The sequence below is a fragment of the Microbulbifer maximicatervae (SeqCode) genome (assembly GCF_052467505.1).
In genome coordinates, this window is record NZ_CP174313.1 from 300461 (window position 1) to 314956 (window position 14496).

Genomic DNA, 14496 nt, shown 5'->3' on the forward strand with positions numbered 1-14496 from the left:
ATCTTTTCGTGGCCCAGCCCTTTGGGCCACAACTAACCGCTTAATCACGCCTCACTTTGTGAGTACCTATCCCCTGATATTGTTTTATAGCGGTGTCTTATCTGGCAATTTGTGGTCAAGGCCGCTTAGAATAATGCGCCATAAATATAGCTAAAACTAATGTCTTAAAAATTCTATAGATTCGATCGTTTTTGCAATTCGAATCCAAGGGTAGGTAGGGGAAATATGGCCATTATTGGTATCGACTTGGGAACCACTAATAGTGCTTGCGGGGTACTGACTGATGACGGGGTAAAACTAATTCCCAATCGTTTGGGTGAAATTTTGACTCCGTCAGTTGTGGGGCTTGATGATTCTGGCACACTGCTAGTCGGTAAAACGGCTAAAGAACGTCTTATTAACCACAGTAGTACCACTGTGGCTGCGTTTAAGCGCTTGATGGGCACTGACCACAAAGTTTCCCTGGGGAAGCAAAAATTTAGTGCAACGGAACTCTCCTCGTTAATCTTACGTGCGCTCAAAGAAGATGCTGAAACTTTTCTTGGTGAAGAGGTAACCGAGGCGGTAATCAGTGTCCCAGCTTATTTTAATGATAATCAGCGCCATGCTACCAAGTTGGCAGGAGAGCTTGCTGGATTAAAAGTAGAGCGGCTAATTAACGAGCCAACTTCGGCTGCCATTGCTTACGGTTTACACGACAAGCGCGAAGGAAACTTCCTTATTTTAGATCTTGGGGGTGGCACCTTTGATGTTTCCATCCTGGAGTTTTTCGATGGCATTATGGAAGTCCATGCCAGTGCCGGAGATAACTTCCTCGGTGGAGAGGATTTCGTTGAGGCAATGGTCGATGATGTCCTGGCTGAGTTTGAAATTAAGAAAGAAGCTTTAAGCCCTCGCGATTTACAAAACTTATATATGCAAATGGAAAGCGCCAAACGTCGAGTTAGCCAGCAGCCTGAGCAAAAACTTGAATTACAACTTGATGGGCGCTCCTTGCAATTCCAGGTGACCCCAGAGTGGTTTGAAAAACTCAGCACCCCTCTGTTGTTAAGAGCGAAACGGCCAATTGAGCGGGCAATGCGCGATGCAGATTTGCCCCCACAGAACATTGATGAGGTGGTATTGGTTGGCGGTTCGACGCGCATGGCCCAGTTTCGTTCAATGGTTGGTCGAATGTTTGGCCGTCTGCCAGCCTGTCATTTGGACCCGGACACTGTCGTTGCGATGGGAGCAGCTATTCAGGCTGGCTTAAAAGAAAAGAACTCGGCACTGGATGATATTGTCCTAACTGATGTATGCCCTTACACCTTGGGGACGGGTGTTATCAATGAAGATAATCCGCAGCTCGGTGCTTACTTTATGCCAATTATTGAGCGCAATACCGTTGTGCCAGTTAGTGTTGTAAGGCGGGTTTGGACTGCTCGGGATGATCAAACCCAACTTTGTGTAGACGTATACCAAGGAGAGAATCGCTTGGTAGCTAAAAATGTGTACCTGGGTGAGATGACAGTTCCTGTGCCGAAAAAGCCTAAAGGGGAAGAAGCGGCTGATATTCGCTACACCTACGATATGAATGGGCTTTTGGAAGTGGATGTGACCGTGGTCTCCACGGGTAAAACCTTCAACAAGTTAATCGAGTTTACGCCGGGAGCTCTCACCGATGTACAAAAGGCTGAAGCCCTGCAAAAGCTGGCAAAACTGAAATTCCACCCCCGTGAAGATGAAAAAAACCAGGCAATCATTGCTCGTGGTGAGCGCTTGTATGAATCCAGTCTGGGCGAGCAGCGTGAGTATATTGCCAAATTACTGTCATCCTTTGATAGCGTCCTAGAAAGGCAAAACCCTACAGAAATTATTAAGGCTCGAACTGAGGTTAGTGAAATTCTGGATCGGTTGGATGGCGAGGATTGGATTTGATGAATCCCTGGGCCATTCTTGAAATTAACCCCATCACTGATGCTCGGGCGATTAAGCGCGCTTATGCAAAAAAACTAAAGCAAACCCGCCCTGATGAAAAGCCGGAAGAATTCCAGGCACTTCATACAGCTTATAAGCAAGCATTGAAACTGGCTGAGCAATTGCAAGAGGAGACTGCCGGGCATGCGGAAGCCTCCTTGGAAACTCCTTCACTAGGGCAAGCAGGAAGTACAAGCCATGAGAAGGTTAACAGTGAAAGGATAGCTGTATTAGAAGGGGCGCAGGAAACAGAAGTGCGGCCTTCCACTGATGAAGTGTTAACTCCGCTCGCAGCTGAAGAACACCCAGCGAAGCAAGAGAGCGTTTCTGACCCCTTGGAACAGAGCGAAGGTGTATCCCCTGATACGCAGCCAAGTGAATCTCGGGAGCCGCAAGACCCGGATAGAGATTTGCGTATCGAAGAGTTTCGGCGGGTGCTTATGCAAGTTGATGAGATGCTCAATAATCACTTGGAAATGAGTTTGGAGAAAAGTTGGGGCTTTCTCACCAAGAGTCCCTATATGCTGGATGAGGAGTATAATTGGAACTTAGGTCTTTCTGTATTTGAACGCTTTGCCCAATTTAATCAAAATGCTGTAGAGGGGGGGAAGTCCGCAAGGTTTCGCCCGCAAGTAACGCCGAACATCCTGCAGTACTGTGACCAGTTGTTCGATTGGCGAGGGAATTCGTCTTACCTCTACCAAGCACTTGACGAGAAGTTGTGCAATAGCATATTTAATAGCTTGGAAACCCATGAGTCCCGTATTGATCCTTTGCAAGGGCTTCGTGGCGGGGGCAAGGTAGAGGCACAAAGTGAGGCTGAATTTGAAGAGCGCTATGAAAAGTACTTTTTTGGTGATGTTGTACCTAGAGGCGTTGCATTCTTTTTAGACTTGGTTATGACTTATATGGCCGTAGGCTCTCTTGCAACTGCGGCGATGATGAAAATCTTTGGATTGCCGGAAGCTGTAGCAGCCGCAAAAGTCATACCTTTTTGTTTTGGAGCCTACCTGTTATTTGCTTGGTTGTTTGAGTGTTCCAAACTTCAGGCAACACCTGGCAAGTATATAATGGGCTATCGAGTAACCAGTCAAAAATTTGGGCGGATTGGATACTTGCGAGGGCTTTGGAGAACTGTGAGCTTTGCTTTCACTAGTGCATTTGGGCTTTTTGCATGGATTATCAACTTCTTCCTGGTTAACAAATTATTGCATGATCGGTTAAGTCGCACTTATGTTATTAATATGCGTAAGACTCATGAAGAGCATTTACGCCGTTTGAGAAAAGCTTAGCTTTAGAGCGGGGATTGGTTCCCGCTCTTCCCTTATCTATAAGTACTTCTTAATGTAAGTTGACTTGTATGTTTAAGAGGCTGGTGCTTGAATATAGCTAGATTTCTCCGAAAACTCTTAGTTAAATGAATTTGAATTTTTTATTTAAAAGGAGTACTTTCGCGGAATAAGCTTTGCTTTAAAGGCTTTCTCTATCCCTCGATCATAGCCTGGATTAACAACACTACCGTGATTCTCGTTATCAAATACACGTTTTCTTAGGGTAAGGCTATTGTAGTTACGGGACTTCAATCTTTTTACTAGTTGAGAGAAGTCTTTTACTGCGCAAACTGAGTCGATTTCACTGCAAGTCTCCTCACCACCAATAAATAAATACACACTTTTTCCTAAATCGGCATTGCGTTCTGCATAGGCCAATTCACTATCTAAAATTTGCTTATCTGCCCACCAAATACTGGGGCTTCCAATGACATATCGGTCAAAGTTATTGGTGTGGTTAAAAAGTGCATGGAGAGCCAGAAGCCCACCCAGGGAATGGCCCACTAGGGTTTCGTCTTCTTCGTTACCTTTAAAATTATTATTGATAAAGGGTTTGAGTTCCTCTTCGATAAACTCAAGAAAGTGATCTGCGCCGCCACCTAGTTCAGCACCTTTGATCACACCAGGCACGGGGGTGAAATCCATTACTCGCTGGGCGAAATTCGGGCTGTCAAAAGCGTGGGAGATACCTACCAGAATTACAGGGGGCATTTTGACATTGCCAAACTCATCGGGAACCTGTTCCTGAAGAAGGTTAGGGGCTGTCATAGGGAAATGCAGAAAGCCATCGGTCATATAAATGACTGGATAGCGATCGGTGTTTTCCGGGGTGTACGAGAGAGGCAGCATTATGTCAATAACGTACTCACGCTCTAGTAAATCAGAGTAAAAGTTGTAGGACAGTATCCCCGGGCGGGTGAAAGTTGTGGGTTCGGCACTGCCGGCCACTGCCAGCTGGCAACAGGCACTAAGAATACCTATCACTAATAATCTAATTATTTTCATTGCTATCCCTGAGGGGCGCTGAAACTTACCTGTTATCGCCCTGCTTACTAGAGGTATCTATATGGAAGCCTAACAGATAGATAAAGGGAATCGCTAGCTGGGGAGGGGGTTACTGCCGCAGGAATCACTCTGCATGGCAAGTTTTTGCCCAAGAAGTGGTCGTGATCACAGAAATAGGGATATTGCGCGTGGGAACCACGTCCACTGAAAAGAGGATGGCAGGAAGGGGATGTCCCCTCCCAGGTTCAGGCAATGACGTTTTTACTGTTGTATAGGTGCTGGGCCATCCGTAGGGAGCCGACTTCACCGGATCTTCCCACTAGTTTTGGTGCAACGATATACCGTTCAATATTACTTTCTGAGACTTGGGGAAAGTAACCACCGGCTAAGGCTAGGAATTTTTGTCTTACACGGTTGAATAGGTGCGCCTGTATCATCACTCCACCCCCCAGTATGATCCGCTGTGGTGAGTAGCAGCTGGTAAGGTTGACACACATAGTGGCCAGATACTCCGCCTCCAGGTCCCAGGCCGGATGATGTTGTTCGAGGTGTTGGCCACGCAGTCCCCAACGCTCCTCTATCGCAGGACCTGAGGCCAGTCCTTCAAGGCAGTTGTTATGAAATGGGCAGTTGCCTTTAAAAGAATCCTTTTGGCTGTCTCTAGGCATCAACATATGCCCAATTTCCGGGTGCATAGATCCATTGATCAGCTGCCCGTCGATCATAATGCCGGCGCCGATACCGGTACCGATGGTTACGTAGACAAAATTCTTTACATCTGTAGCGGCGCCGCAGAGGTGCTCTCCAAGGGCGGCGCCATTAACATCTGTATCGAAAGCAACTGGTACCGACAGGGCTTGGCTGAAGTAGCCAGCCATATTGGTATTGGACCAGCCAGCTTTAGGTGTTTGGGTGATATAGCCATAGTAGGCGGATTCTGGGTCCAGGTTTACCGGGCCAAAGCTGGCTATGCCCAGCGCAGAAACAGTGCCGTGGCGCTGACTGCTTTCGTGAAAAAACTGAGCGACCTTGGATAGCGTATGTTCTGGATCGGTGGTTGGGAAGCTGGCTCGCTCACGGATGTCATTAATCCCAGCAGCTACCACACAGTTAAATTTGGTACCACCGGCTTCAATTCCGCCGAGCAAGGTATCTACCGCATTGCCTTGCATTTCCATCCTAATCCGCTCCCCGGGTTACATAAGTTATTCGTATTATCAGTTGATGGTTGCTGAAATTACACTACTGATTGTTTATAGCTGGTTATATTGTTTCTGAAAGAAAAAAAACGAGCGCCGGTGGGGGCCAGACGCTCGGGGTTTGCAAAGCTATGGGCAGAACTGCAAACCACTTACTAGAGTAGGGAAGAACAACGATCAAAAAGCGTAATTGAAACTGACGCTGGTGGAGCGGCCACTGATAGCCCGTCCGCGTACTATGTCTCCAACTTCTGCGTAAGACTCTTCAACTTCGGTAACAACAAATTCATCGGTGAGGTTGTTTACATTAAAGGAAACGGTAAGGTCTTCTGTCAGGTAATAAGAACCAAACAGATTGACCAGGACATAACCTTCCTGTTTCAACTGGTTGGAGTCAGAAACAAAATATTCTGTAGACCCTTGGAGGCTTGCACCAAATGTAAAGTCATCGCCAAAGTTATATTGCGGTGTAATCGTGTAAATGAAATCAGCTTGACGGCGCGGCGTATTACCTACGACAGAACTGTCGTTGGCATCTTTTGAAATTTCGGCGTCGGTCCAGGTGAGGTTTCCATTTACGGAAAAGTCTCCATAACTGTAGGCTGCTTCCAGCTCGATTCCTTGGGCTTCATACTCGCGTACAAACGTTAAGCCGCTAGTGATTTCTGCATTGGTCTCTTCAGTGACCGTATTGAAGTAAGTTGCAAAGAAATCCAGATCGCCGGTTGAGAGTTTGTATCCAATTTCCAGCTGGTCCACAGAGTCGAAGCCATCGGTGGTGTCGGTTAGGCTTCCGTCACTGTTGAGGGCGCCGCTAATTTGTAGAAGCCGATCGGCAATTGCTCGACCACCCTCGCTGTAGCGGGCAAAAATAGCCATGCTGTCGTTGAGAATATAATTTCCACCGAGAGAGAAAGAGGTGTTGTCTGCATCGTAGTCAACGAGCTGGGTGGATCCATTGGCCATTGTGATGACGCCGCCGGTGAATCCAAAGGCATCGGAAGCGCTAGCACTTTCCACGTCGCTGATAATACCATCGCCATTCAGATCGTAGTCTGTATCACCACCGCAGCAGCTGGAAACCAGGGAGCCTTTGGCATTGACCATATCGTGGCGGGCACTGACATCGAAGGTAAAGTTGCCGATGTCGATCGCCACATTCATATAGGGTGCATAAGTTTCATATTCCAGGTCCCAGGCCCAGGAAAGAAAGCTTGCAGACCAGACCCCATCATCTACCAGTACATCTCCGTTGGCATTGGCAGTTATGGTGAGGTTTTCAGAATTGCTGCCGTCAACAGTTTGAATTAGGGCATTCCAACTGTTCCAGCTGGTTTTGATATTTTGGGTGGAGTAATAGAATCCACCGGAAACAACAATATTATCGCCAATTAATTTATCGACTTTAAAGTCGTTAACTATCAGACCCAAATCGTGTATTTCTGTATCAAAGAGCAGGTCGACATAGGCGAGGCCTTCGGCTTCTTCACCATTGGCATAAGTCACCGTTGTGCCGGCGCTACAGTCTATGGCCTCTCCGTTACTGCCTACGGCATTTGCACAAATGGTATCAGCCATATCCTGTGTGGATTGTGGTCCGTAATCGCCGAAAGTATCGGTAAAGGGGGAAATAAAGCTGCCGCTAACATCAGAAATTCTGAATTTGTCGGTAACAGTCCAGCCATCATTAAATTCGAATTTGGTTTCAAAGCCATAGGCTTCCACCAGTGATTCGATACCGTCGGATAAGTCGCGGGTTACCGGATTGCCGTAGGCATCAAAAGTGGAAATGTATCGATAATTATCGGAATGCAGGGTTTGGCTGCTGGCATCGAAGTTGGCAACCGTGCCGAATTCACCATCGCCTTTATAGGTTACAGGGCCAGGAAGATAAGTTGTTACCCGGTCATCGAGATGTTTGTAATAGAGGCGGACATATCCGTTATCAAATTCTTTGGTGAGGTTGGCCTTGAGTTGGCCGCCGGAATCCCCATCAAAGCCGGTCTCGCGGATGCCTTCTCCCTCTCTTAAAAATCCGCCGACATAGAATCGCAAAGTGTCATTCAAGTGGTGGCCATAGCCAAAGTCCAGGCGGGATTCATCGTAGTCCGCACCAAACGAAAGTCCTACATTACCACCTTCTTCTTCGCCGGTATTGCTGATCATATTGATCACACCGCCAGGTGAATTACTGGCAAAGGTGGAGGCAGAGCCGCCGCGTACGCTTTCTATACGTGCGAGAGAGGAGTCGGTGCGAACAAAGTTGTCAGTGTTACCGAAATTAATATCGCCGTATTCTAATACAGGCAATCCGTCTTCCTGGATTTGCATATATTTGGAGCCGCCAGTTGCCAGGGGAATACCTCTAACGGTGATATTTGCATTGCCGCCGCCACCGGAGGATTCCGCCCGAATACCGGGTAAGCTGCGGAACAGCTCTGCGGTAGAGCGCGGGGCGTACTTCGCCATTTCCTCAGTGTCCAGTGCACTAACGGATACGCTAGATTCCATCTTGGTAACCGGTCGGGCGGTTGCGGTAACCATCACCTCTTCAATTTCCGGCATTTCCTCAGCTGTTGCCGGTACCACAACGCTGGAGGCCATGGCAACTGCCAGGGCTATGGAGTGTGGTTTAAAGTGTTTCTGTGTCTCTGAACCTGCTTGGAAGCCCTCTGCAATCACGGCGCTCTCCTCAATCATCTCTTATGGTTATTAGATTTTTCACGGCCCGTTCTCTGCGGGCTCGAGACTCTCTTCCTGTTACCGCATGGGTGGGACCTCTCCCCGCGAACACATTTATTAAATCACTGTGATTTAATAAAGGCAATACGAAAATTTGTGGAATTTACGAAGTGGAATCAGCAAATAGATAAGTAAACCAAGGGGAAGTAGTGATTTTCGCGGTAACGATCTTTGCTTCTGGTGACAGCGCTGCTTGTCTTTCTAAGTAGCACTGGTTGCGGGAGAAGGGGATACGGGGCAGTAGATGCTTCTGGTGAGCATCTACCTAAGGATTTGGTCGCGATTCCTGCCTGCTAGTCTTTGGCCAATTCCAGTTGTCCATCGTCCATAAACTCGATGCGTTTGGGGTCGCAGATACCGCCGATAAAGTTGCCCTCGGCATCGTCCCTATTAAAAGCCAGCAGATACCAATGTTGGTCCGGCCCCTGGATAACCCGGCCGGAATAGAGTGATCCCTGCTGGTCTGCGCCGATAAAGCCATCTCCAACCACTTCGTATGGGCCATTCAGATCATCGGCGATAAAATATTTTGTGCCAGTCAGTGGTGTACTCTGCATGGATTGTCGATGGGCAGCGCTGTGGAACTTTGTCGATACTGAGCAGAATAAGTAGTAGCGGCCATGGATGTATTCAATTTGCGGTACTTCCATTTCGCCATACCAGCCGGGAGCCAGTACCGGTTGCCCCACTTTCCAGTGAATTAAGTCCGTTGAACTGGCATAGCCAACTGCGCCACGCCCATCAGGGCTGCCCTGGTTACAGCGCGCAGTGAGATACATATGGTAGAGATTCTGTGTGGGGTCTTTAACGATCCATGGGTCACGCCAGGATGCATCGTGCCAATATTCAAGGTTCAGGCCATCGTAGAAATTGGGATCTAATTCCACCAGGGGGTTGTTGGGGTGTTTTTCCCAGTGTAATAAGTCCTTGGAAGTTGCCAGGCAGACCCGCTGAATCAGGCCTTTCTCCGAATATTTAGTACCGGTATAAAACATATACCAGGTATCGCCTTCTCTGTGTACACAGCCGGTCCAGGTAGTGTAAGAGTCTGCAGCTTCCTCACTGGCGGTTGCAGTTCGAGGTGAGGGTTTTAATGCATCCTGGAGCGTTGTCCAATGAATAAGGTCCGTAGAAACGGCATGACCGACAGATACATTCCAATGGCGCAGCTCAGGATCGCCCAGTGATTTATCGGCTTGAAGGTAAAATACATGGTACTGGTCGCCGTCCTGCGCGAACCAAAAATCCCATACCCATTTATTATCGAGATTAAATGCCATGATATTTACCTCATTAGTGCTGATTGGAAATTTGCCGGTGAGTTATTGCTTTGATTATTCTTAAGGAGCCCAGAGTTATTTTTATGCTTTTCTGGGGTTCCAATTAAGGCGCAATCAGGTAGATATTCTTCCAGGTATGCCGCCCTTTAATAGAACTGTTTTATCCGGTGCAAAAATTGAGTAAAAAGGCAAAATCGCACCGCCTGTGGCGATGGCATCGACTCCAATTTTTCCACTGACAATTTTGGGCGCAAATACGCCTGAAGGCGCCACCTGCTTTATCCTGCGAGAAATCATTTCGACCAGTTCGTCTAATAAAAAGCGGGGTAAATGCGCATCGACAATAATAGCCTCCAGGTCTAGTACGCTGTTTGCCGATAGAAATGCATAAACCAGCGCATCTGCACAGTCGTCCAGCCACTCCTGGATCTGAGGGCGGGCCTGGTCCATTACCGTTTCAAGTTCGGAAGTGCTGGTAATTTCGATGCCGCACTCTCGTAAATGTCTGCGCAGCCCAAATAGTGAAGCGCGGTTGAGGAGTAGCTCAAATGCCCCTTGATTTTCAGGGGTACTGCTAAGTTTTGAGCGGGGCACTGGCAGGGAAACCAGATTGCCCGCATTGCCATGGACGCCGGTTTCCAGGCTGCCATTTAATACCAGGCCTCCACCGATAAAGGTCCCGATATAAACGTAGAGAAAATTGGATATGTCCTGGCCATTGCCAAACTGCAATTCGGCAACAGCAGCAGCGGAACAGTCGTTCTCGAAGAAGACTGGCAGATGTGTGCGCTGAGCAACTTCTTCAGCAAAATTAATTTCCTGCCACTGGGCGGCAAGTTCTTCACTCATATTGAGTTCTTCAGTCCAGGCGCCGATAAACCAGGGCATAGCGATACCCACGCCCACTAGTTTCCCTCTGTCTTTAGCGGGTAGGGTATCAGTAAGTGCCTGGAGGCCCGATTCAATTTTTGCCAATAAAAATTCGGGCTCCGGGAATTCAAACTCGTGGCAAATCTTCTTTAGTACTGTGCCACCAAAATCCATTAGTAGCAGCTCGATATTGCGCCGTCCCACCTTGATGCCGACAGAGTAAGCACCAGTAGGGTTAATAACGTACATAATCGAGGGTTGGCCTTTGCCGCCCAGTCGGCGTCCCTCTCGCATCACCAGTCCTGCGTTTTCCAAATCATCGACAATCCGGGTAACCGCCTGAGCGGTGAGGTCAGTTTGGCGCGCTAGGTCGGACTTGGAGGCTGCGCCAGTCTTCCGCAAGGTCGTGAGCACCACTCGCTCGTTATAGCGGCGTAAACCACTGGAATTGCTACCTTTACCCATCCGTGCCCCCTGAGATGAAACGTGATCTGATCCGGCCACCGATTGTCCGGTTCTATTGTTAAAAGTGTAACTTTAAAGCCTTTGCTTAGTCTATTGGCTTCGTTGGCACTAAGATCCGAGCTTATATAACTTATTGATTAATATAGCTTTTTTTGTTTATTGAAGCTTGGCTTTACTTAATTAAATCACTGTGATTTAATTTTTGACCAAGTTCAAGCAAATCATTCTAAAAATACGCTGCTAGCAGTGAACGAGGAAGTTATGCCGGTCGATTTTGGTCTTCACCCAGTCGATGCGACCATTCTGGTCGTCTATTTTGTTTTCACCATCGCCCTTGGGCTCTTCCTAAGTCGCCGCCACGATACTGCAGAGGACTACTTCCTGGCAGGGAGGAAAATGGTATGGCCCTTGATTGGCTTATCCCTGTTCGCTTCCAATATATCGAGTACCACTTTGATCGGCTTAGCCGGAGATGCTTACAGCACTGGCATAGCGGTCTTCAACTATGAGTGGATGGCGGCGGTTATCCTGGTTTTCTTTGCCGTTTTCTATCTGCCCACAATTCTTCGCTCGCGCATTTACACGATGCCGGAAATGCTTGAGCGTCGCTTTAACAGCACCGCGCGCACTTATTTTTCGGGATTGACTATTTTCCTGAATATTGTGGTTGATACTGCAGGTAGCCTCTATGCAGGGGGCCTGGTAATGAAATTGATATTTCCTGAATTACCAATTTGGACCACGATTTCAATTTTGGCGGTGATCGCGGGTATCTACACCATTTGTGGAGGTTTGGCGGCCGTTATTTATACCGATACCATTCAGGCGCTGCTGCTGATATTTGGTTCGATCCTGATCAGTATTTTTGCTCTGGATCGCGCAGGAGGTTGGGAAAATGTTGTATCCCAGGTCTCGGCTGAACAATTGAGTCTGATACGGCCCATTGGTGATTCGAGCGTGCCCTGGTTGGGGCTAATTACGGGAGTCACTTTGCTGGGTTTTTATTTCTGGTGTACTAACCAATTTATGGTGCAAAGGGTACTCAGTGCAAAAGATGTTAATCACGGCCGCTGGGGAGCCTTGTTTGCCGGTCTGCTCAAACTTCCCGTGCTGTTTATCATGGTTCTGCCTGGCACTATGGCGATTGTTATTTTCCCCGAGCTAGAGCGCGCAGATATGGTTTATCCCACTCTGCTATTTGAGCTGTTGCCTGTCGGTATCCTGGGGCTGGTGTTGGCCGGCTTTGTTGCTGCACTAATGTCGCAAATTGATTCCACGCTTAATTCGGCTTCCACGCTGGTGACCATGGACTTTGTGCGGAAGTTTTTTCCGGGCCTGAACCAGCACCAGTTAATGCGTGTAGGTCAGCTGGTCACCTTTATCTTTATGATACTTGCCGTACTTTGGGCACCACAGATTGAGAGTTTTGGTTCCTTATTCCAGTATCTGCAGAAGGTGCTTTCCTATGCAGTTCCCACTGTACTGGCACTTTTCCTGATCGGATTCTTTTGGCGTGGGGCTAACTCCAAGGGAGCTATAGCTACTTTGCTATTAGGTACCTTGGGCGGTGTTGGCCTCTTTTTTGTCAATGAAGTCTTCGACTGGACAAACTTACATTTCCTCTATATTGCTCCAATTTTGTTTGTCTTCTGCTCAGTGGTATTGGTGATTACCAGCCTGCTCTATCCAGCTGAGATTAGCGAAGAAGCTAAATCTTTCACTTGGTCTAAAAGCGATTTTGACACTGAGACCGTATCCCTAAAAGCACAACCACTATGGCAGAACTATCGAGTTCTATCTGTGTTACTGCTTGTCGCTACTGCGTTAGTGGTGGGCTCGTTCTGGTAGTGCGAAGTCAGATTACTTCTATTTTTCACCCCACAGGATGGAAAACTTAAACAATAAAGGCAATACAGGAGGGCTGGACACGGGCGAAGTTGACAAAAGGTTGTACTCAGATAGTTGTATCCGTTTAAAAGAATAATCTTATAAAGAAGGTGTTGACTATGAAGTATTTCGTCACAGCGATGTTAGGTTTATTGGCTTCTGTGCAGATTAGTGCAACAGAAAATATTTTGGATCAGTACTTCAATACATCAGATAATGGTGGGACCCTAAGGTACGATACAATATTTCAGTATGGTAAGAGTGGGAATGGTAGCGATTTCGATATGTGCGATAGCTATGTCACCACCCGAATCCCTGGAGACAAGATCACCGCTATAACCAGTTTTAGCGGTGATGAGAGAATCAAAGGGTTAAAACTCGAATACTTATATGCAGGAGATGAGGAGGTTGGTAAAACCACTATCTCCGGGTATCGAAAGTTGCTTGGTGCTACCGAATATATTCAGGGTTGGCGCTTCTATAAAAAGCGCGATGGCAATATTTCCAGGATTCGAGTCTACTTGAAAGACATGGCTGATAACTCAACCCGTGATATTACCTTTGGAGGTAATAATGGCTGGTATAAGTGGGAGGAATACCATCTAAGTATTGGAACCCGGTCAGTAGTTGGGTTTGCTGGTACTGCGAGTGATAGTAAAGTTTGGAGTATCTACCCTTGCGTTGCGGATCGTTTGGAGTTGGTGGAATCTGGAGTAGAGATTCACTGGGATCAGATTGTGGAAACTCCCAACAATACCAGGACATTCTTTGGTGAGAGATTGCTTGAGAACTCCGGCAGTATTGCCCAAAACGACAGCACAGAAGTCTGGTATACCGACGGGAAGAGTGAAACAGATACCTGGACTAATACTATGGGGATTTCGGTTACTGCTGGAGTTAGCTTGACCGAGGGTTACAAAGTCGGTGTTCCCGGTACTGTTGAAAATAGTGGCTCCATTACATTCAGTTTTTCTGAAACTTTTAGTGTTTCAACGACCGTTGGGGAAACATCGACCAAAAGCAACCAGGAAACTGTTAAAGATGCCATGCCATCTAATGTACCCGCTTATGGACTAATGATGGCGCGGATGATGGTGGAAAATAGCGAGGTTGAAGTTCCCTATACCACAACGGTCATGAATCCCCATAATGGTGATGAGTTCGAGTTGTCAGGAGTTATCAAAGGTTCCAGCTATTCCAATGCGCGGAAACGCTGGGATGAAGTGGGGCGGGCCTTTCCGACTCGTTATGAAATTTACCAGAGTTATGCTTGGGTGATCGAGTACTATGGGTTGGAAAATGCAAGTTTGATAGATGATCCGGATATTTTCTAGATTGATATTGATAAGAATTGACTGGCCCAAATTATAAAGGGCCAGTCAATCATATGAGATTTGGCTATTCATCGTGGAACCGGATTGAGCCTAAGCGAATCCTGTCATCTTCACATCCGTAGTAACTGAACTTTACAGTTTTCTGGGACATATAAGCGGAAAGTAGAAAAGATACTTTGGTGTTGTATATGGCAGAGTCGTCATTGATAAGAAAAAAGGTGTTTTTGCTCACGCAGCTCACCTCTGTCTCTGGATTGACAAATCCTCTAAGTCTGACATCTACACCATTCGAGTGTACTTTTAAGTAGTAAATTTGCGCCTTCTCTGTCCAAGCGGCTTCGCTGATAAGTGGCAGTGTAAATGGGATACTCAAAAGTAAATATTTTAGAGACTTCATCCTTGATTCCTTACCCATTCATAAATGGTA

The 14496-nt window shown here is 47.2% G+C and carries 10 protein-coding genes; 4 read left to right on the plus strand and 6 right to left on the minus strand.

Annotated features, from left to right (window positions below):
* Nucleotides 1-225 precede the first annotated feature (225 nt).
* Together ACJJIN_RS01295 and ACJJIN_RS01300 are read left to right on the plus strand one after the other, a co-directional pair.
* On the plus strand, nt 226-1917 hold the full coding sequence (locus tag ACJJIN_RS01295) for an Hsp70 family protein (RefSeq protein WP_444896570.1): 1692 nt from the start codon (nt 226-228) through the stop codon (nt 1915-1917).
* Nucleotides 1917-3248: an RDD family protein gene (locus tag ACJJIN_RS01300; protein WP_444896571.1), complete on the plus strand. Its 1332-nt coding sequence runs from the start codon at nt 1917-1919 to the stop codon at nt 3246-3248. Before ACJJIN_RS01295 ends, ACJJIN_RS01300 begins: the two co-directional genes overlap by 1 nt.
* Nucleotides 3249-3392: 144 nt before the next feature.
* Here ACJJIN_RS01300 and ACJJIN_RS01305 read toward each other — a convergent pair whose 3' ends face one another.
* The 5 genes from ACJJIN_RS01305 to ACJJIN_RS01325 form a co-directional block, all read right to left on the minus strand.
* A complete protein-coding gene (locus tag ACJJIN_RS01305; RefSeq protein WP_444896572.1) occupies nt 3393-4292 on the minus strand; it encodes an alpha/beta hydrolase in 900 nt (299 codons plus the stop codon).
* A 245-nt stretch (nt 4293-4537) separates the two neighbouring features.
* Nucleotides 4538-5470, minus strand: a complete 933-nt coding sequence (locus ACJJIN_RS01310; protein WP_444896573.1) for an ROK family protein — start codon at nt 5468-5470, stop codon at nt 4538-4540.
* Between the two features lie 198 nt (nt 5471-5668).
* Nucleotides 5669-8191 carry a TonB-dependent receptor gene (locus ACJJIN_RS01315; RefSeq protein ID WP_444896574.1) on the minus strand — a complete coding sequence of 841 codons (2523 nt, stop codon included), beginning with the start codon at nt 8189-8191 and terminating at the stop codon, nt 5669-5671.
* 335 nt (nt 8192-8526) lie between these two features.
* On the minus strand, nt 8527-9513 hold the full coding sequence (locus ACJJIN_RS01320; RefSeq protein ID WP_444896575.1) for a glycoside hydrolase family protein: 987 nt from the start codon (nt 9511-9513) through the stop codon (nt 8527-8529).
* 114 nt (nt 9514-9627) lie between these two features.
* Entirely contained in the window at nt 9628-10848 is a 1221-nt protein-coding gene (locus ACJJIN_RS01325; protein WP_444896576.1) for an ROK family transcriptional regulator, read from the minus strand.
* Between the two features lie 246 nt (nt 10849-11094).
* On the opposite strand from ACJJIN_RS01325, the gene ACJJIN_RS01330 reads away from it, so the two are divergent.
* Nucleotides 11095-12696 (plus strand): sodium:solute symporter, encoded by a 1602-nt coding sequence (locus ACJJIN_RS01330; RefSeq protein WP_444896577.1) that lies wholly within the window; start codon nt 11095-11097, stop codon nt 12694-12696.
* 158 nt (nt 12697-12854) lie between these two features.
* Nucleotides 12855-14069: a hypothetical protein gene (locus tag ACJJIN_RS01335; protein WP_444896578.1), complete on the plus strand. Its 1215-nt coding sequence runs from the start codon at nt 12855-12857 to the stop codon at nt 14067-14069.
* Between the two features lie 64 nt (nt 14070-14133).
* Here the strand turns inward: ACJJIN_RS01335 and ACJJIN_RS01340 are convergent, their stop codons facing one another.
* Nucleotides 14134-14466, minus strand: coding sequence for a hypothetical protein (locus ACJJIN_RS01340; protein ID WP_444896579.1), 333 nt, complete (start codon nt 14464-14466; stop codon nt 14134-14136).
* Between the last annotated feature and the right edge of the window lie 30 nt (nt 14467-14496).